This is a genomic window from Rhizobacter fulvus (assembly GCF_964020785.1).
The window spans coordinates 1,390,916-1,407,970 of record NZ_OZ224516.1; the positions used below are offsets into that span (position 1 = coordinate 1,390,916).

20 protein-coding genes are annotated in these 17,055 nt (G+C 70.5%); 10 read left to right on the forward strand and 10 right to left on the reverse strand.

All coding sequences use genetic code 11. The annotated features are described in order from the left end of the window. Positions 1-12: 12 nt before the first annotated feature. Together ACWH49_RS06635 and ACWH49_RS06640 are read right to left on the reverse strand one after the other, a co-directional pair. Positions 13-1,167 (reverse strand): ABC transporter substrate-binding protein, encoded by a 1,155-nt coding sequence (locus tag ACWH49_RS06635; protein WP_448170740.1) that lies wholly within the window; start codon positions 1,165-1,167, stop codon positions 13-15. Positions 1,168-1,233: 66 nt separating this feature from the next. Further along, positions 1,234-2,160, reverse strand: coding sequence for a MerR family transcriptional regulator (locus ACWH49_RS06640; RefSeq protein WP_448170741.1), 927 nt, complete (start codon positions 2,158-2,160; stop codon positions 1,234-1,236). 134 nt (positions 2,161-2,294) lie between these two features. Here ACWH49_RS06640 and ACWH49_RS06645 point away from each other — a divergent pair, with 134 nt between their 5' ends. The 3 genes from ACWH49_RS06645 (at position 2,295) to ACWH49_RS06655 (ending at position 4,030) form a co-directional block, all read left to right on the forward strand. Further along, positions 2,295-2,750 (forward strand): fasciclin domain-containing protein, encoded by a 456-nt coding sequence (locus ACWH49_RS06645; RefSeq protein ID WP_448170742.1) that lies wholly within the window; start codon positions 2,295-2,297, stop codon positions 2,748-2,750. Between the two features lie 69 nt (positions 2,751-2,819). Then, complete coding sequence (locus tag ACWH49_RS06650) at positions 2,820-3,098, forward strand: high-potential iron-sulfur protein (protein ID WP_448174319.1); 279 nt, start codon at positions 2,820-2,822, stop codon at positions 3,096-3,098. Further along, the gene (locus ACWH49_RS06655; RefSeq protein WP_448170743.1) at positions 3,098-4,030 is read left to right on the forward strand and encodes a hypothetical protein; all 933 of its coding nucleotides are present in this window, start codon (positions 3,098-3,100) and stop codon (positions 4,028-4,030) included. Before ACWH49_RS06650 ends, ACWH49_RS06655 begins: the two co-directional genes overlap by 1 nt. Here the strand turns inward: ACWH49_RS06655 and ACWH49_RS06660 are convergent. After that, complete coding sequence (locus tag ACWH49_RS06660; RefSeq protein ID WP_056465353.1) at positions 4,024-4,239, reverse strand: SlyX family protein; 216 nt, start codon at positions 4,237-4,239, stop codon at positions 4,024-4,026. The genes ACWH49_RS06655 and ACWH49_RS06660 overlap by 7 nt on opposite strands. Before the next feature lie 166 nt (positions 4,240-4,405). Between ACWH49_RS06660 and ACWH49_RS06665 the strand changes: the two genes are divergently transcribed. The 4 genes from ACWH49_RS06665 (at position 4,406) to ACWH49_RS06680 (ending at position 9,143) form a co-directional block, all read left to right on the forward strand. After that, positions 4,406-6,295 carry a TonB-dependent receptor plug domain-containing protein gene (locus ACWH49_RS06665; protein WP_448170744.1) on the forward strand — a complete coding sequence of 630 codons (1,890 nt, stop codon included), beginning with the start codon at positions 4,406-4,408 and terminating at the stop codon, positions 6,293-6,295. Beyond that, positions 6,292-6,840: a YfiR family protein gene (locus tag ACWH49_RS06670; protein WP_448170745.1), complete on the forward strand. Its 549-nt coding sequence runs from the start codon at positions 6,292-6,294 to the stop codon at positions 6,838-6,840. The genes ACWH49_RS06665 and ACWH49_RS06670 overlap by 4 nt, the downstream gene beginning before the upstream one ends. Continuing rightward, positions 6,837-8,702, forward strand: coding sequence for a hybrid sensor histidine kinase/response regulator (locus ACWH49_RS06675; protein ID WP_448170746.1), 1,866 nt, complete (start codon positions 6,837-6,839; stop codon positions 8,700-8,702). Before ACWH49_RS06670 ends, ACWH49_RS06675 begins: the two co-directional genes overlap by 4 nt. A 63-nt stretch (positions 8,703-8,765) precedes the next feature. Beyond that, complete coding sequence (locus ACWH49_RS06680; protein ID WP_448170747.1) at positions 8,766-9,143, forward strand: response regulator; 378 nt, start codon at positions 8,766-8,768, stop codon at positions 9,141-9,143. Here ACWH49_RS06680 and ACWH49_RS06685 read toward each other — a convergent pair whose 3' ends face one another. Further along, entirely contained in the window at positions 9,144-9,833 is a 690-nt protein-coding gene (locus ACWH49_RS06685) for a PEP-CTERM sorting domain-containing protein (RefSeq protein ID WP_448170748.1), read from the reverse strand. It abuts the gene before it with no gap. A gap of 206 nt (positions 9,834-10,039) precedes the next feature. Here ACWH49_RS06685 and ACWH49_RS06690 point away from each other — a divergent pair, with 206 nt between their 5' ends. Further along, entirely contained in the window at positions 10,040-10,801 is a 762-nt protein-coding gene (locus tag ACWH49_RS06690) for an esterase/lipase family protein (RefSeq protein ID WP_448170749.1), read from the forward strand. Positions 10,802-10,842: 41 nt separating this feature from the next. Here the strand turns inward: ACWH49_RS06690 and ACWH49_RS06695 are convergent, their stop codons facing one another. The 5 genes from ACWH49_RS06695 to ACWH49_RS06715 are packed head-to-tail and all read right to left on the reverse strand — an operon-like array spanning position 10,843 to position 14,446. Next, a complete protein-coding gene (locus ACWH49_RS06695) occupies positions 10,843-11,589 on the reverse strand; it encodes an ABC transporter ATP-binding protein (RefSeq protein WP_448170750.1) in 747 nt (248 codons plus the stop codon). Then, on the reverse strand, positions 11,579-12,349 hold the full coding sequence (locus ACWH49_RS06700; protein WP_448170751.1) for an ABC transporter permease: 771 nt from the start codon (positions 12,347-12,349) through the stop codon (positions 11,579-11,581). The genes ACWH49_RS06695 and ACWH49_RS06700 overlap by 11 nt, the downstream gene beginning before the upstream one ends. Positions 12,350-12,353: 4 nt before the next feature. Continuing rightward, the gene (locus tag ACWH49_RS06705; protein WP_448170752.1) at positions 12,354-12,785 is read right to left on the reverse strand and encodes a hypothetical protein; all 432 of its coding nucleotides are present in this window, start codon (positions 12,783-12,785) and stop codon (positions 12,354-12,356) included. A 9-nt stretch (positions 12,786-12,794) separates the two neighbouring features. Then, entirely contained in the window at positions 12,795-13,376 is a 582-nt protein-coding gene (locus ACWH49_RS06710) for an SCO family protein (protein ID WP_448170753.1), read from the reverse strand. Positions 13,377-13,393: 17 nt separating this feature from the next. Continuing rightward, a complete protein-coding gene (locus tag ACWH49_RS06715) occupies positions 13,394-14,446 on the reverse strand; it encodes an ABC transporter substrate-binding protein (RefSeq protein ID WP_448170754.1) in 1,053 nt (350 codons plus the stop codon). A gap of 103 nt (positions 14,447-14,549) precedes the next feature. On the opposite strand from ACWH49_RS06715, the gene ACWH49_RS06720 reads away from it, so the two are divergent. Beyond that, positions 14,550-15,029, forward strand: a complete 480-nt coding sequence (locus ACWH49_RS06720; protein WP_448170755.1) for a VOC family protein — start codon at positions 14,550-14,552, stop codon at positions 15,027-15,029. A gap of 10 nt (positions 15,030-15,039) precedes the next feature. Here the strand turns inward: ACWH49_RS06720 and ACWH49_RS06725 are convergent, their stop codons facing one another. Beyond that, positions 15,040-15,699 (reverse strand): DUF642 domain-containing protein, encoded by a 660-nt coding sequence (locus ACWH49_RS06725; protein ID WP_448170756.1) that lies wholly within the window; start codon positions 15,697-15,699, stop codon positions 15,040-15,042. Positions 15,700-15,952: 253 nt separating this feature from the next. Here ACWH49_RS06725 and ACWH49_RS06730 point away from each other — a divergent pair, with 253 nt between their 5' ends. After that, on the forward strand, positions 15,953-17,026 hold the full coding sequence (locus ACWH49_RS06730; protein WP_448170757.1) for a Cj0069 family protein: 1,074 nt from the start codon (positions 15,953-15,955) through the stop codon (positions 17,024-17,026). Positions 17,027-17,055: the final 29 nt, after the last annotated feature.

Genomic DNA, 17,055 nt, shown 5'->3' on the forward strand with positions numbered 1-17,055 from the left:
GCCGCGGCATGCTCACTCGGCGATCAGCCGCCAGACGCCGCCCTGCAGCTGCATCAGCTCGCGACCGCGCTTGTCGAAGCCCGAGTGGTCGGCGGCCGACATCGTGTAGACGCCCTGGGTGCCGACCAGCTCTCTGGTGCCTTCGAGGGCGTCGCGCAGCGCGATGCGGAATGCCTCGGTGCCGGGCTGCGCCTTCTTCAGCGCTTCGGGCACGGCCCGCTGCAGCAGCAGGCCGGCGTCCAACACGTTGGCGCCGAAGGTCGCGGGCTTGACGCCGTACAGCTTCTCGTACGCGCCGATGTAGTCGAGCGCGACCTTCTTCGAGGGGTTGCTGTCCGGCACCTCGCCGAGCACCAGCATCAGGCTGGCCGCCATCACCGCGCCGTCGACCGCCTTGCCGCCCAGGCGCACGAAGTCGGGCGTCGCGGCGCCGTGGGTCTGGTAGATCTGGCCCTTGTAGCCGCGCTCGACCAGCGTGGTGTGCGGCAGCACCGTCGGGCCGCCGGCGGCGCCGATCAGCACCGCGTCCGGGTTGGCCGCGGCGATCTTCGTGGCCTGGCCGATCACGCTCTGGTCGGTGCGCTGGAAGCGCTCGTTGACGATCAGCTTGATGCCGGCCTTCTCGATCATCGGCACGAACACGCCGTACCAGGATTCGCCGTAGGCATCGCCGAAGCCGATGAAGCCGACCGTCTTGACGCCCTTCTTGACCATGTGCGCGACCAGCGCCTCGCAGATCAGGCTGTCGTTCTGCGTGGTCTTGAAGACCCACTTCTTCTGCTCGGTCATCGGCAGCACGACCGCGGTGGTGCCGACCGGCGCGAGCATCGGCGTCTTGTTCTCGGCGATGAACTGCAGCGCCGCCATCGAGTTCGGCGAGCCGGAGGGGCCGATGATCGCGTCGACCTTCTGCTCGACCATCAGCTTCTTCAGCAGCGTGACGGTCATCGTCGAATCCGACGCGTCGTCGAGCACGGTGTACTCGACATCGAGGTTGCCGATCTTCTTCGGCAGCAGCGCCGCGCTGTTCTTCTGCGGGATGCCGACCGCGGCGGTCGGCCCGGTGGCCGAGGCGATCACGCCGATCTTCAGTTGCGCCTGCGCGGCGATGGTCGTCAGCGCGGCCAGCGCCAGGGCCGCAATGCGGGCAGTCGGAAGCAGGTTCATCGAGGGATCTCCGGGGTGGAAGGGGAGGCGCACAACAGCGCGCAAGCATAGCTGCGCCCCACACGACTAGAGGACCAGCCCTTCGTCCAGCACCACGCGCTCGAGGGCCTGCTCGAACATCGTCCGCGCGGCGGCGGTCACGTCGTGCAGGTGCCGGTGCAGCGCGGCATCGGCGTCGTTGCGCGCCACGCATTCGCCGCTGTAGACCTCGAAGCTAGACAGCAGCGTGACGATCTCGGCCAGGTGGCGCGGGCACTCGCAGGCGATGCGCGAGGTCGTCTCGCGCAGCGACGAGAGCTCGGCATCGCTGTAGCGCCGCGGGGTCGATTTGGCCGTGGGCATCGTCGCGCGCACGGCGGGCGCCGGCCGCGCGGCGACGACGAGCCGCGCCAGCGCCTTGCCGGTGACCGGCTCGCGCAGCACGGCCACCCCCTCCGCGCGCAGCGCGTCGGCCGCCGCCTCGGTGCCGAAGCCGTAGACGAGGATCACCGCCGGCACCGGCAGCCCGGCACGCACCGCGAGCACGCGCGCGGCCAGCTGCGCATGCAGCGTCGGCACCTGGATCACCAGCACGTCGGCCCCGCCCGCCTGAGCCAGCGCCCGTTCCAGTTGCTCGAGTTCGTCGTACACGAAGGCCGGCGCCGGGCGCAGGTGGTCCTCCAGCCGACGCGCCGCGGCACGGCCGACGACCAGCACGCGCTGCTCGCCGGTCGGCGCGGCATGGCCGGCGGACAGCCGCGCCAGCTCGTCGACATCGAGCCGCGCCAGCGTGCCGATTGCGTGGCCTTCGAGCGTCAGCCGCTTGATGAGCCGCAGGCGTTGCACGTCGCCCATCGAGTAGGTGCGCTGGCCGGCCGGCGAGCGCGGCGGCGCGACCACGCCGTAGCGGTGCTCCCAGATGCGAAGCGTGGCGGGCGACACCCCGGCGAGCCGCGCTGCCGTGCCGCTGCGCAGCAAGGTGGTGGAGGGGGAGTCTTCGGCGTCTGCGGACATGATGAGTTCAGTTGACACGAGTTTGAAACGTAATTATGCGGTCTATAACCCCATAAATTGACTCAATATTGACTCACTCCGGGCGGTGCTTTCTATGATCCGGCATCCCCAACCACCATCCCACGAGGCTTTCCATGTACAAGAAATTCCTGATCGCCGGCGCTGTCGCCCTCGCCGCGGTGTCCGCCCAGGCCGCCGACATCGTCGACACCGCCGTCGCTGCCGGCAAGTTCAAGACGCTCGCCACCGCGCTGCAGGCCGCCGGCCTGGTCGACACGCTGAAGGGCAAGGGCCCGTTCACCGTGTTCGCGCCGACCGACGAGGCCTTCGCCAAGGTGCCCAAGGCCGACCTCGACGCGCTGCTGAAGGACAAGGCCAAGCTGACCGCCGTGCTGACCTACCACGTCGTGCCGGGCAAGGTGATGTCCACCGACATCAAGCCGGGCAAGGTCAAGACCGTGCAGGGCAGCGAGCTGACGATCGGCACCGCCGGCGGCGTCACGGTCGACAACGCCAAGGTCGTGGCGGCTGACGTGGCGGCTGACAACGGCGTGATCCATGTCATCGATACCGTGTTGATGCCCAAGTAGGCTCGGCATTCGACCACCCGAAGGAGATTTGCCATGCACACCTTGAACGCCACCCGTCGCGTCTTTCTGATGACCGTCGCCGCCACCGGCAGCGCTGCTTTGAGCGCACGAGCCCTCGCCCAGGCCATGGTCGGCGAGAAGGACGCCCAGGCCGTCGCGCTCGGCTATGTCGCCGACGCCACCAAGGCCGACGCGAAGAAGTTCCCGAAGTACGCCGCCGGCCAGGTGTGCGCCAACTGCGCGCTGTATCAGGGCAAGGCGGGCGACGCCGCGGGCGCCTGCCCGCTGTTCGCCGGCAAGCAGGTCGCCGCGAAGGGGTGGTGCAGCGCATGGGCCAAGAAGGCCTGATGCCGACAAGCGACGGCGCCGGCCGGTCGAGCCGTGGCGTCACCCGACGCACGCTGCTCGGCGGCCTGGCGCTGCCGCTGCTCGGCGCCTGCAGCACGCCGCTGCCGCTCGGCGTCCCCGCGGTCGCCGAGCCCGACGCGCAGCGGCTGCTGCGCGACAGCGCCGAGGCGCACGGCCTGGCGGCTTACCGGCAGATCGCCGACATCAGCGTGGCCTACGCGGGCGAGTGGCGCGCGCTGATCGGACGCATCCAGCCCGAGGTGACCGACACGGGTTTCCGCGGCCGCTCCGAGGAGCGCCTGATCCCGCGCGCCGGCGTCGTCGCGCAGGCCTACACCGGCGAGCGCGGCCGCAAGCAGGTGGCGTGGCGCCGCAGCGGTGGGGCGCCCGGCGATCTCGGCGAGGCGACCGTGTGGCTCAACGGCGCGCGCAGCGCCGACCCCGCGGTCCAGCAGGCCGCGGCGCTGGTGGCCGAGGGCTACGGGCTGTTCCTGCTCGGGCCGCTGTGGCTCGTGGACCGCGACGCCCCGGCCCGGCTGGCCGGGATCGAGGTGGTCGACGGGCGGGTGTGCGACGTCGTGCAGGTCTGGCTCTCGCCCGGGCTGGGCCGCGCGGCCACCGACCGGGTCGCGCTGTGCGTGGACCGGCGCGACCGCGTGACCCGCCGCATCCGCTTCACGCTCGAAGGCTTCCCGACCACGCGCGGCGCCGTCGCCGAGGTCGACACCTTCGACCACGAGCGGGGTTTCGGCGTGCTGTGGCCGATGCGGTCGTTCGAGCGGGTCGTGCACCCGATCGCCCTGTCGGCGCACGACTGGCGCATCACCGGGCTCGATGTCAACCGCGGCTTCGCGCCGGCGGACCTGATGGGCCCCGAATTCACGGGGCCGGCCGCGGCGCCGGCACGCCCGCTCCAGCGCGCCGGTCAGTAGTGCGGCGGGAGCTCGTCGCGCAGGTTGCGCGGCTCGGCCTGCCCGGCGTCGGACGGCTGCTGGCGCAGCGCGGCCAGCTCGCGCATCAGCAGATCGATCTGGTCCTGCTGCCGCGCGACCAGGCGATTCAGGTGATCGACCAGGTCATCGGCGAAGCTGGCCTTGATCTCCAGCTCGGTCAGCCGTTGTTCCAGTTGGTCGTCCGTCATCGCGCGTGGAGTGGGTAGCGGCCGGAACCCCGGCCCGCACCGATTATGTGCGTCTCCCCTAGACTCCACCCACCTTGGAGTCTCACGTGAACACCCACCACATCCCTGACGACGTAGACGACGAGTTGCCGATCGCCTGCGGGGCCGGCCCGCGAGGCCTTCCGGCGTGAGCGCCCCGGCCTGGCCGGTGGCGCTGCTGCTCGGCGCCACGTTCGCACTCGCGCCGACGGCGCAGGCCGGCGCGCCGGCGGCGGCGAGCCTGGCCGACCTGTCGCTCGAACAGCTGCGCGAGGTCGTCGTGACGACCGTCGCGCGCCGGCCCGAGCGGCTGGAAGCCACCGCGGCCTCGGTCTACGTGATCAGCGCCGACGACATCCGCCGCGCCGGCGCCACCACGATTCCCGAGGCGCTGCGCCTGGCCCCGACGCTGAGCGTCGCGCGGGCCGACGCCAACCAGTACGCGGTCAGCGCGCGTGGCTTCAACAACGTGCTGGCCAACAAGATGCTCGTCGTGATCGACGGCCGTCCGGTCTACACGCCGCTGTTCTCCGGGGTGTTCTGGGAAGTGCAGGACGTGATGCTCGAGGACGTCGAGCGCATCGAGGTCGTCACCGGCCCGAGTACCGCGCTGTGGGGCAGCAACGCGGTCAATGGGCTCATCCACATCGTCACGCGCAACGCCGCGGCCACCGCGGGGGCGCTGGTGTCGGCCAACTGGGGCGACCGCGAGCGCAGCGCGGCGTTGCGCTACGGCCTGGACGGCGGCGCGGGCGGCCACCTGCGCCTGTATGCGAAGTCCTACGACCGGCAGGACACGCACCGCGCCGACGGTCGGTCGGTCGACGATGCCGCGGCCGGCACGCAGATCGGCTTCCGCGGCGATTGGGCGCTGGCGCAATCGACGTTGACCCTGCAAGGGGACGCGTACCGCAGCCGCATCGACCAGGGGGCGAGCACGCGGCGCCTCGGCGGGGCCAACCTGCTGGGCCGCTGGGAGCGCACCTTCGCCGACGGCAGCGACATGAGCGTCCAGGCTTACGTCGACCGCACCACGCGCGACCAGCCGGGGGCCGTGATCGACAAGCTCGACACGGTCGACTTGATCGCGCAGTACGGCTTCCGGCCGGCGGACGCGCACCGCGTGCTGCTGGGGGCCGGTTACCGCCATGCCCGCGACGACGTCACGAGCTTCGATGCGATCGCGCTGGTCCCGGCGGTCCGGACGATGGGCTGGGGCCGCGTCTTCGCCCAGGACGAGATCGCCGTGACCCCCCGGCTCGCCGTCACGCTCGCCGCCAGCGTCGAAACCAATCCGTACACCGGCGCGCAGCTGCTGCCCAGCGTGCGACTGGCGTACCGGCCGAACGCCGAATCGACCTGGTGGGGCGCCGTGTCGCGGGCCGCGCGCGCGCCGTCGCGGGTGGACCGCGACTACGTGCAGCCGGCACGCCCGCCCTACCTGGTCGCCGGCGGTCCGGACTTCGTCTCCGAGATCGCCGAGGTCTACGAGCTGGGCTACCGCGCCCAGCCGGTGCCGGCCCTGTCCTATTCGGTGACCTTGTTCCAGCACGAGCACAGCCGTCTGCGCTCGCTCGCGCCGACGGCCCAGGGGCTGCAGTTCCAGAACGGGTACCAGGGTCGCACCCGCGGGGTCGAGGCCTGGGCCCGGTGGCGCGTCACCCCCGCCTGGCGGCTCGACGCCGGGTTGAGCCTGCTGCAGCAGAAGCTCGCCCTCAGTCCCGGCGCGATCGACGTGGTCGGCGTGCAGGGCCTGGGCAACGATCCCCGCCAGTCCTGGTCGCTGCGCTCGTCCGTCGACCTGTCGGCGCGCGTCGGCTGGAACGTGTCGGTGCGGCACGTGGGCGAGCTGCCCGCGCCGCGCGTGCCCTCCTACACCGCGGTCGATTCGCGGCTCGCCTGGCGCGTCGCGCCACGCACCGAGATCGCGCTCGTGGTGCAGAACCTGTTCGACCCGAGCCATGCCGAATGGGGCAGCCCGGCGAACCGGGTGGAGCTCGAACGGTCGGTCCTGCTGCAGTTGCGCTGGCAGCCATGAACCCGGCGGCGCGGCGTCTCGGCCTGTGCCTCGGCCTGCTGCTGGCGCTCGGCGTCGCGCCGGCGGGCGCCCAGGCCCAGGCGGTGGTCCCCGACGTCACCGTCGAGGCTGCCTACCTGTACCGGTTCCTGGGCTACGTCGACTGGCCGGCCCGGGCGCTGGCGCCCGGCGCGACGCCGCTGGTCGTCGGGGTCGCCGGGGCCGACGAGGTGTTGCGCGAACTGCGGACGCTGGTCGCCGGGCGCTCGATCGACGGGCACCCGGTGGTGGTGCGCCGGCTCGGCGAGAGCGACGGCGTCGAAGGCGTCCACGCCTTGTTCGTCGGCTCGGCAGGGTCGCTGCCGGGGTGGGTGCAGAAGGCCCGCGACCAGCCGGTGCTGATCGTGACCGACGTGCCCAGGGGCGTCGACGCGGGCGGCATGCTCGGCCTGGTGCCGACCGGAGGACGGATCCGTTTCGAGGCCTCGCCCGCCGCGGCCGAACGCGCCGGCCTGAAGCTCAGCGCCCGGCTGCTCGCCGTGGCGGAACGGGTGGTGAACCCATGACCGGCCTGCAACCCCGGCGCTCGCTGCGCCGCAAGATCATGCTGGTCGTGATGACGGCCACGGGCGCGGCGCTGCTGCTCAGCGCCCTCGCCCTGCTGACTTACGAGCTCTATTCGAACCGTAGCGCATGGGTCAGCGACCTGCAATCCCAGGCCGACCTGATCGGCCAGTCGGTCGAGCCGACACTGGTGTTCAACGACCCGAAGGCCGCGCAGGAAGCGCTGGCCGCCTTCCGCCTGCGGCCGCAGATCCGCGCGGCGGTGCTCTTCGACGCCGGCGGTCGACCGTTCGCCAGCTACGGCGCGGACCCGGCCGAGGCGCATCCGACGACGCTGCGGGCCGAACGCGACGTCCGCTTCGACGGCGCCGAACTTGAGCTGACGCGCCCCGTGATGCACGCCGGAGAACGCATCGGCACGGTCTACCTGCGGGCGCGCCACGACGTCATGCGGCGCGTGCTCGGCTACGTCGGCATCCTGGCGCTGGCGAGCGCGGCCGGGCTGGCGCTGGCGGCGCTGATCTTCCGCCAGCTGCACCCGGCGATCACGCGGCCGGTGGTCGCGATGGCCGATGTCTCGCGCCGCATCATCGAGGATCGCAACTACGACCTGCGCGTCGTGGTGCCGCAGGGTGACGACGAGGTGGCCATGCTGGTCACCGCGTTCAACCGGATGCTCGACGAACTGGCCACCGAGATGACGGAGCGGCGCAGTGCCGAGGCGGCGCTGCGCGAGGCCGACCGCCGCAAGGACGAGTTCCTCGCGACCCTGGCGCACGAACTGCGCAACCCGCTGGCGCCGCTGCGCACGGGGCTGGCGCTGCTGGAGCGCGCCGACCACGATCCCGAGGTGCGCCACCGGATGCGCGAGATGATGAAGCGGCAGCTGACCCAGATGGTCCGGCTGATCGATGACCTGCTCGAGGTGTCTCGGATCACCCGCGGCAAGCTCGAGTTGCGGCGCGAACGCACCGATCTGGTCGCGGTGGCCCGCCAGGCGCTCGAGGCGGCGGATGCGGCACTCGTCGCCAAGTCGCACGACGTGACCGTCCGCCTGCCGGACGTGCCGGTGTGGGTCGACGTCGACGTCGCCCGCATGATCCAGGTGCTGGTGAACCTGCTGAACAACGCCGCCAAGTACACGCCGGCACAGGGGCGGATCGCGCTCGCCCTCGAGGTCGAAGGCGGCACGGCGACGGTGGCGGTCGCGGACAACGGGCTCGGCATCGAGCCGGCGCGCCAGCAGAGCATCTTCGAGCTGTTCGTCCAGCTCGACACTTCGCTCGAGCGCGGTGCGGCCGGCCTCGGCATCGGCCTGACCATCGCCCGCCAGCTGATGCAGATGCACAGCGGCACGCTCGACGTGCGCAGTGCCGGCACCGGCCAGGGCTCGACCTTCACCGCGACGCTGCCGCTGGCCGAAGCGCCGCAGACGGACGCGGCGGCGAGCGCGACGCGGCCCGCCACGCCGCCCGCCGCCGCGGGAACGCTCGACATCGTGGTAGCCGACGACAACGTGGACTTCGCGTCCAGCTTCGCCGCGATGCTGCGACTGGACGGCCACCGGGTGCGCATCGCGCACGACGGGCGCACGGCGCTGCAGGCGATCGACGAGCATGCGCCGAGCGTCGCGTTCCTCGACGTTGGCATGCCGCGGATGAACGGGCTGGAGCTGGCGAGCCTGCTGCGCGGCCGGCCGTCGGCGCCGCCGCTGATGCTCGTCGCGGTGACCGGTTGGGGGCAGGAGACGGATCGGGTGCGGGTGCGGCACGCCGGCTTCGACCATCACCTGACGAAACCGATCGACTTCAGCGACGCGCAGGCCCTGCTGGAGCGACTGCGCACCGAAACTGAGCGGCGCTGACCAGCCGGCGTAAGATTGTGTCTCGATGGAATCGTCCAAGACACAATTTATGCGGCTTCGACCATGAGCGAGCCCGATGACGGGGTGAGGGTCGTGGTCGTGGACGACCTGCCGGACGCCTGTCTCACGCTGGGCATGCACCTGGAGTTCGACGGCTACACCGTGCGCTCGGCGAACAGCGCGGCCGAGGCGCTCGAGCTGGTCGCCCGGTTCAGGCCGCACTGCGTGCTGCTCGACGTCCACATGCCGGACGTCGACGGGCTCGAACTGGCCCGCACCCTGCGCAGCCAGTATGGCGACGACATCGTGCTGGTCGCCGTGACGGGCCGCTCGCCGACCGACGCCCGCGTGGCCGACGCGTTCGCGGTCGTCGACCACTACCTGCAGAAGCCGATCGACCTGGAGCAGCTGCGCAAGGTGTTGCCGAACCTCGCCGTCTGATCAGCGCGCGGCCGCGTTCACGCGGCGGCGCGCACAACCGGCCACGGCCATCAGGCCGCCGGCGAACAGCGCCCAGGTCGACGGCTCGGGCACCGCCGGCGTGATGGCGCCGCCTGCGGTCAACACCACGTTGTCGAGCAGCATGCCCATCGAGTCGGCCGGGCCGACGCTCTGGAAGCGCAGGCGTGCCTGCGTCGGGTCGGCGAGCGTGACGGACCGGCTGAAGGTCGTGAAGTCGGCGTCGGACGCGAGCGAGAAGCTCTCGCTGAACAGCACCTCGCCAAAGATGCTGACCAGCGACGCGACCACGCTGTTGCCGCTGCGGCCGCGCTGGTCGCCGGCCAGGTCGAACTGCATGGTCACGGTGCCGGGCGCCAGGTCGTAGGCGGTCAGCGTGGTCAGCGTGCCGTTGCCGCTGCCTTCCATGTCGACGCACGGCGTGCTGCCGCCGGCCAGCTGGCACAGGCTGTAGAAGTAGCCCGGCGCGAGCAGGTCGACGTTGGCGGCGCTGAAGTTCGCGAAGCCGCTGTATTCGGCGCTGCCGACGCCGCCGTGTTCGGTGTTGAAGTCGTCGGCGAGCAGCACGGTCGGGTCGGCGTGCGCCACGGTGGCCGCGGCGGCCAGGCAGGCAGCCAGCGCCAGGGTCTTCAGGCGGATGGGCGTGCGGGTGGGTCGGGAGGTGGTGGTCATCGGAGTCGTCCTCGGTTGGGGGTGGAAGAAGCTGTCCGCATTGTCGAAATCCGGCCGTTCGGAAACATCGGCCAAAGGAGCCATTCGGGCGCATGGCCCGTCGGCGGCGTAGGCCTCGTCCGACGCCCGCACGGGCGGACGGCTCCTCCCCATCGGCCCGCCGCCGGCGCAGGATTGCTGCATTGCACCAATCGAATTTGCAGCCCATGAACGCCTCCCTCACCCTGACCCCTCACGAACGCGCCGCGGCGCGCGCGCCGTCGTGGACGCTGACCAGCTTCGAGCCGGCCCGGGCCGCGCTTGAGTACGCGGCGATGCGTCTGATGGACAAGTCGAGGCTGCCGCGCGGCGACGGCCACCCGGTCGTGCTGTTCCCGGGCCTGGCCTCGGATCAGCGCGCCATCGGACCCTTGAAGGACTTCTGCCGGCAGCTCGGCTACGACGCGCGCGACTGGGGCCGCGGCTTCAACGCCGGACCGAAAGGCAACCCGGACCGCTGGCTGGACGACCTGGCCGACGACGTGCTCGCGCATGCCCCCGCGGAAGGCGATCGCATCAGCCTGGTCGGCTGGAGCCTGGGCGGCATCTATGCCCGCGAGGTCGCCAAGCGACTGGGCGCGCGCGCCCGTCAGGTGATCACGATCGGCACGCCGTTCGCCGGCTCGACCGCGCAGACGCGCGCCGGGCTGGTCTACCGCCTGCTCAACGGCCGCGAGGCGACGCTCGACACCACCCTGCAGCGCCGGCTGCGTGCAGTGCCGCCGGTGCCGACGACCTCGATCTACAGCCGCAGCGACGGCGTCGTGGCCTGGCAGGCCTGCATCCAGGACGGCGCGCGCGGGCAGTTCGAGAACATCGAAGTCCCGGGCAGCCACTGCGGCCTGGGCTGGAATGCCGATGTGTACCGCGTGCTGGCCGACCGCCTGCAGCAGGCGCCGGGCCGCTGGCAGCCCTACACGGCCCCCTGAGCGAGGCGCTACAGCCCGAGCTCTTTCAGGGTCGCGAGGCGCTACAGCCCGAGCTCTTTCAGGATCGCGACGCGCAACGCCTGAGCAGGTGCACTCGCGAGCTGGCGCGGGTGCGGCAGATCGACCTCGAAGGTCGCCTGGATCGTCGTCGGCCGGGGCGACAGGACCATGATCCGGTCGGCCATGTAGAGCGCCTCCTCGACATCGTGGGTGATCAGCAGCACCGTGTGGCGCTCCTCGCCGAGGATGCGCAGCAGTTCGTTGCGCATGCGCAGGTTCATCAGCGCATCGAGCGCCGAGAACGGCTCGTCCATGTAGAGGATGTCGGGCTTGACGACGAACGCGCGTGCCAGCTCGGCGCGCTTGAGCATGCCGCCCGACAGCTCGTGCGGGTAGGCGCCCTCGAAGCCCTTGAGCCCGACCATCGCGGCGTAGTGATCGGCCAGCGCCTGCTTGTCGCCGTGGCCGTCGCCGTTCAGCCCGAACATCAGGTTCTGCTGCACCGTCAGCCACGGGAATACCGAGCCGTGTTGCGAGATCACGATGCCCTTGGGGCTCGGGCCGGCGAGTTCGCGGCCATCGATCCGCACCGTGCCGCGGTCGGCGCGCTCGAAGCCGGCGACGATGTTCATCAGGGTCGACTTGCCGCAGCCCGAGGGTCCGACGATCGCGACGAATTCACCGTCCGCCACGCTGAAGCCGACGCCGCCGATGACGGGCAGCGCGCCCTGGCGCGACGCGAAGCCCTTGTGCAGGTCTGCGACGACGATCTTGGGCTCAGCGGACATAACGCCACCTCACCGTCCGCAGCCGCTCCAGCAGCCTGGTCGCGCCATCGAGCAGCAACCCGATCGCGCCGATGATGATCATGCCGGCGATGACCAGGTCGTAGCGGTTGCCGGCGTTGCGCGAGTCCATGATCAGGTAGCCCAGTCCCGAGCGCAGCGCGATCATCTCGGCCGCCACCACCACCAGCCAGGCCACGCCGATGCCGATGCGCATGCCGACGATGATCTCGGGCAGCACCGCCGGGATCACGACGCGGCGGAACAGCACCGCGCGCGAGACGCCGAAGTTCGCCGCCGCGCGCAGGTAGCGCCGCTCGATCGTGTGCACGCCCGAGGTCGTCTGCACGATCATCGGGAACACCGACGCGATGAAGATCAGGAAGATCGGCGAGACGTCGCCGACCCCGAACCACAGGATCGCCAGCGGAATCCACGCGATCGGCGAGATCGGGCGCAGCATCTGGAAGATCGGATTGAAGGTGCGGTAAGCGCCGCCGACCCAGCCCATCCACAGCCCGAGCGGCACGGCCACCAGCACGGCCAGGCCGAAGCCGGTGCCGACGCGGAACAGCGACGCACCGATGTGCTCCCACAGCGTTCCGTCCTCGGCCAGTTCCCACGCGCCGGTGACGACCTGCCACGGCGTCGGGAAGATCGGACTCTGGGACTTCACGACCAGCACCCACCAGACCGCGACGACGACGACCATCACGGCCAGCGGCGGCAGGATCTTGCGGGCCCACTCCAGCGGCGCGTTCATCGGATCATCCCGCCTGCTGGCGCCACTGCTGCCAGCGATAGCGCAGCGTCGGCCAGCCCGGGGCCGGGTGCGGCGCGACGACGATGTTCATCTGCCCGCTGGCGTGCGCGGTGCATGCGAAGCTGTAGGTCGAGGCCTGCTCGAACGGCAGCCGGAAGCTCTGCCCCGGCATGATCAGCGCGGGGCCGAAGATCTGCGGCACGTCGTCCAGGTTGCGCAGCAGCAGCACGTCCTTCAGGCCGAGCGTCAACCCGATCGTGTCGGGCAGGATCTCGACCCTGTCGCCCGCCATCCGGCGCGCGTAGGTCCCCTTCGGGATCTCGAACAGCGCGTCGCGCGAAGCGACCGCCGGCGGCGCGAACGCGGCCCACGCCAGGCCGGCCAGACCGAGCGCCAGAACGCCCGGTGCGACCCAGCGGACGCGGCGCATCGTCATGGCCCGGCATCAGGGCGCGAGCAGCAGCTGGAGGTCGTGCACGTAGTCCTTGGCATCGCGGCCGTAGGGCATCATCGCGCGCAACTTGCCGTCGCGGTCGATCAGGAAGATCGACGAGGTGTGGTCGACGGCGTAGCCGCCCGACGCCATCGGCACCTTGGTCGCGACGACGCCGTAGTCCTTGCGCATCGCCGCCAGGGCCTCGGGCCGGCCGGCACCGCCGACGAAGCTGCGGTCGAACGCGGCGAGGTAGGTCTTCATCCGCGCGGGGTCGTCGCGCTCCGGATCGACCGTGACGAACACCACCTGCACCGCGGCGGCCTGGGCGCCGAGCGACTGGCGCGCCTGCGCCAGCGTCGCCAGCGTGACCGGACAGACGGCCGCGCAGTGGGTGAAGCCGAACGACAGCAGCACGAGCTTGCCGCGGTAGCGCGCGAGCGAGAGCTCGCCGCCATCGGAGGCGCGCAGCGCGAACTCGGGTGCCTGGCGCGGCGGCTCGAACACGCCGGCCTTCAGCGTCGGCACCGCATGCGCGGTGGGCAGCAGGAACAAGGACAGCGCCAGCAGCGCGGCGCGGCGCAGAACAGGCATCGGGGGCAAAGGCAGGTTCACAGCGGAATGGTGGCGGCCCGCGCCGCCTTCGCGAAGCTCTCGTCCATGTACTTCTCGTAGGCGATCGGGCCCTTGATCGTACCGGCCTCGATCGACAGCTGCATCAGGTCCTCGAACTCGGCGCGGATCATCCGCAGGTCGCCGTAGGTCACGCGGTCGACCGGGTTCTCCATCACGAAACGGATGATGTTCGGGTCCTGGTTGAAGAACTTGCGGCCGGCGGCGATCGTGACGGCCTTGTTGCGGTTGTCCTGCTTCTGGTCGAGCCACTGCCCGGCGCCGAGCACGTGGTTGACCAGGTCCTGGACCAACGGGCGGTTGTCGCGGATCAGTTCCTCGCGCACCGTCAGCACGCAGCAGATGTAGTTGCGCCACTCGTCGCGGGTCATGCGCAGCGCCCGCGCGTAGCCGGCACGCTGCGCCGCGGCGCCGAAGGGCTCGCCGGTGCAGTAGGCGTCGACCGCCCTGGCGTAGAGCGCCGCGGGCATGTCGGGCGGCGGCATCTCGACGATCTCGATGTCCTTCGGCGTCATGCCCTCGCGCGCCAGCATCTTGCGAAGGAACAGGAAGTCGACCGCGAAGCGGCTCGGGATCGCGATGCGCTTGCGGGTCAGGTCCCTGAACTTCTGGTACGGCGAGTCGGTGCGCACCATGATCACCGCGCCCGAGCGGTGGCCGAGCGAGACGATCTTGACGGGGATCTTCCTGTCGGCCAGGTCCATCACCAGCGGCGCGAGCATGTACGCGGCCTGGATGCGCCCGGTCATCAGCGATTCCTTGATCTCGGGCCAACCGTTGTACTTGCTGTATTCGTAGGTGAATTGCGGGCCGCCGCTCTTGTCGGCCGCGTTGGCGGTTGCGCGCGCGACGCAGGCCACCGGCAACGTCAGGTTGCAGGTCACCGGCAGGCCGCCGACCTGCAGTGGCGCCGTTGCGGCCTGCGCCGGCCGGGGCAGGCCCAGCGCGGGCAGCCATGCCGCGGCCGCGCCGCGCAGCAGGTGGCGGCGGGCGGGCGAATCGGGCGGAGCGGGATCGAGGTGGTCGTGCACGGGGCGCCATTCTCCATCAGGTTGGCGACGCGGGCGGCGCGGCGGAATTACCATGCCCGGCCCACGTCCGAAGACGACGTCTCAACCGCAAAGGAGCACCGCCATGGTCAGCAAGAACACCCTGTGCCTCTGGTACGACGGCACCGCCCTCGAGGCAGCGAATTTCTATGCCAGCACGTTCCCGGACAGTGCGGTCGGCGCGATCCACCGCGCGCCGAGCGACTTCCCGTCGGGCAAGCAGGGCGACGTGCTGACGGTCGAGTTCACGGTCGCCGGCATCCCCTGCATCGGCCTGAACGGCGGGCCGATGTTCAAGCCCAGCGAGGCGTTCTCGTTCCAGATCGCCACTGACGATCAGGCCGAGACCGATCGACTGTGGAACGCGATCGTCGGCAACGGTGGCCAGGAGAGTGCCTGCGGCTGGTGCAAGGACCGCTGGGGCCTGTCCTGGCAGATCACGCCGCGCGCGTTGACCGACGGCATCGCCGACCCCGACCCGGCCGTGGCGAAGCGGGTGTTCGAGGCGATGATGACGATGCGCAAGATCGACGTCGCGGCGATCGAGGCCGCGCGCCGCGGCTGACGGACGTTTGTCAGCGACCTCGCACCCTGGCGAGGCGTGCGGCGCCCGCAAGCACGGCCAGCCCCGCGAGCAGCAATCCCCAGGTGCCCGGTTCGGGAACCGCCGGCAAGGACACCAGATCCACCGACACGTTGTCCAGACCGATGTAGTTGATGCCGGCCGCTCCCTGCAGCAGCACCGTGGTCGCGGTCGACGTCGCCGTGAATGCCAGCGAGAAGTGCTGCCAGTCGTTGTTCGTGCCGGTCAGCGGCGAGGTGAACGTGGCACTGGTCCCGCCTGCGCTCGCCGTGATGGCGCTGGGTCGTCCCCACAGGTTGGAGCTGCCCAAGTCGAACGAGAACGAATACACGGCGCCCGGTTGAGTCGCGATGACTTGCGACATGCCGGCGAACGGCGCACCGGCCTGGTAGTTCGTCAGATCGAGAAAGAAGTTGCCGTCGTGCGCGCTCAGACCGAACGGGTTGCCCGCCCCGATCCACGCGGCCGTGTCGTTCACCACCGTCCAGCCGCTGATGACCGACGAGCCGGCGGCCAGCGACATCGTGGCGTTGCCCTGATTCACGAACAACCCGCTCTCGAAGCTGCCGTTGGTCAGCAGGTTGGCATGCGCGTTCGACGCGAGCAGGGCACCGATCGCCGGGACAGCCAGAAGACGAAGCAAGGAAGTCATCTCGATTCTCCTTGGAGCAAGCGGAAGAAGGCGCCGCGTCGGCCTGCCTCCTGGGCGCGGGGAGGTCATGCTGACCCCATCGCATCCCGTCGGGCAACCGGGGACACCGCGGGCTGCACCCCTTCGATCTAGGGAGTGGCCGGTGGCGGGTACACCAGTGACGCCAGCGCGACGCGTGGTCTCGTGGTCGACCTGCAGGTTCGGTGCGCAGGCGCGCGTTCGGCGCCACAATTCCGACTCCAAGCGAGGCACCATGAACGCCGCCCAGTCCGCACGCGTGGCCATCCTCTATCCCGGCGACCGCGCTGCGCGCGACTGCGCCCGCGCGGACGACATCCGCTTCAAGGGGGTGTTCGAGGCGTTCGCGCGAGCCGGTGTCGATGCCGAGCCGGCGATCTACAGCGACGACTTCAGCGACGAAGTCCGACGTCAGCTGCTAGCGGTACGAGTCGTGCTGGTCTGGCACAACCCGATCGAAGGCGGCCGGGATCGACGCGTGCTCGACGCGATGTTGCGTGACGTGGCGGCCGATGGCGTCATCGTGAGCGCCCATCCGGACACCATCATGAAGCTGGGGACGAAGGATGTGCTTGTTTCGACCCGAGACCTCCCCTTCGGGTCGGACGTTTGCCGGGTCGACAGCCTGGCCGAACTCGAGGCCAGCCTGCCGCGACGACTGGCTTCGGGAGCACGCGTGCTGAAACAGCGTCGCGGTCACAGTGGTATCGGTGTCTGGCGGGTCGAGCGGCGCGAGACAGGCAAGTACGCGCTTCGCCATGCGCAGCGCGGTTGCCACGAAGAGTTGCTGGACTTCGGCGACGTGCTGACTCGCCTGGCTCCGTACTTCGCCGACGACGGCTACCTGATCGATCAGGCGTGGCAACCCCGCATGGTCGAGGGCATGACCCGTGCCTACCTCGTTCGCGCTCGCGTCGTCGGCTTCGGACACCAGAGGGTGGTTGCCCTTCATCCGGCGGACGGAGACGGCGCCGCAGTCCAACCCGGTCCTCGCCTCTACAGCGACGCCGCCGACCCGCGCTTCCAGCACCTCAGGCAGCGGCTGGAGAACGAATGGATCGGTCGACTGTGTGAACGGCTGGATCTCGCCCAGGAAGCGTTGCCGTTGCTGTGGGACGCGGATTTCTTCCTGGGGGAACAGCGAGAAGGAGAGGCCGAGCGGCATGTGCTTTGCGAGGTCAACGTGAGCAGCGTCTCGCCGTTCCCCGACTCGGCGATTGAGCCTCTCGTGACGGCAACACGTGAGTTACTGGTCCCAGACGCGGTGTTGCGCCGCTCAGCGATGCCTGACGCTCGCCGCCAGCAATAAAGTCGGGCGCTGAACGGCCGAAAACCCCC

What these genes read in the sequence shown, in the direction of transcription:
- ACWH49_RS06635 (WP_448170740.1), bottom strand. Translation starts at nt 1,167, where the DNA reads ATGAACCTGCTTCCGACTGCCCGCATTGCGGCCCTGGCGCTGGCCGCG.
- ACWH49_RS06640 (WP_448170741.1), bottom strand. Translation starts at nt 2,160, where the DNA reads ATGTCCGCAGACGCCGAAGACTCCCCCTCCACCACCTTGCTGCGCAGC.
- ACWH49_RS06645 (WP_448170742.1), top strand. Translation starts at nt 2,295, where the DNA reads ATGTACAAGAAATTCCTGATCGCCGGCGCTGTCGCCCTCGCCGCGGTG.
- ACWH49_RS06650 (WP_448174319.1), top strand. Translation starts at nt 2,820, where the DNA reads ATGACCGTCGCCGCCACCGGCAGCGCTGCTTTGAGCGCACGAGCCCTC.
- ACWH49_RS06655 (WP_448170743.1), top strand. Translation starts at nt 3,098, where the DNA reads ATGCCGACAAGCGACGGCGCCGGCCGGTCGAGCCGTGGCGTCACCCGA.
- ACWH49_RS06660 (WP_056465353.1), bottom strand. Translation starts at nt 4,239, where the DNA reads ATGACGGACGACCAACTGGAACAACGGCTGACCGAGCTGGAGATCAAG.
- ACWH49_RS06670 (WP_448170745.1), top strand. Translation starts at nt 6,292, where the DNA reads ATGAACCCGGCGGCGCGGCGTCTCGGCCTGTGCCTCGGCCTGCTGCTG.
- ACWH49_RS06675 (WP_448170746.1), top strand. Translation starts at nt 6,837, where the DNA reads ATGACCGGCCTGCAACCCCGGCGCTCGCTGCGCCGCAAGATCATGCTG.
- ACWH49_RS06680 (WP_448170747.1), top strand. Translation starts at nt 8,766, where the DNA reads ATGAGCGAGCCCGATGACGGGGTGAGGGTCGTGGTCGTGGACGACCTG.
- ACWH49_RS06685 (WP_448170748.1), bottom strand. Translation starts at nt 9,833, where the DNA reads ATGACCACCACCTCCCGACCCACCCGCACGCCCATCCGCCTGAAGACC.
- ACWH49_RS06690 (WP_448170749.1), top strand. Translation starts at nt 10,040, where the DNA reads ATGAACGCCTCCCTCACCCTGACCCCTCACGAACGCGCCGCGGCGCGC.
- ACWH49_RS06695 (WP_448170750.1), bottom strand. Translation starts at nt 11,589, where the DNA reads ATGTCCGCTGAGCCCAAGATCGTCGTCGCAGACCTGCACAAGGGCTTC.
- ACWH49_RS06700 (WP_448170751.1), bottom strand. Translation starts at nt 12,349, where the DNA reads ATGAACGCGCCGCTGGAGTGGGCCCGCAAGATCCTGCCGCCGCTGGCC.
- ACWH49_RS06705 (WP_448170752.1), bottom strand. Translation starts at nt 12,785, where the DNA reads ATGACGATGCGCCGCGTCCGCTGGGTCGCACCGGGCGTTCTGGCGCTC.
- ACWH49_RS06710 (WP_448170753.1), bottom strand. Translation starts at nt 13,376, where the DNA reads ATGCCTGTTCTGCGCCGCGCCGCGCTGCTGGCGCTGTCCTTGTTCCTG.
- ACWH49_RS06720 (WP_448170755.1), top strand. Translation starts at nt 14,550, where the DNA reads ATGGTCAGCAAGAACACCCTGTGCCTCTGGTACGACGGCACCGCCCTC.
- ACWH49_RS06725 (WP_448170756.1), bottom strand. Translation starts at nt 15,699, where the DNA reads ATGACTTCCTTGCTTCGTCTTCTGGCTGTCCCGGCGATCGGTGCCCTG.
- ACWH49_RS06730 (WP_448170757.1), top strand. Translation starts at nt 15,953, where the DNA reads ATGAACGCCGCCCAGTCCGCACGCGTGGCCATCCTCTATCCCGGCGAC.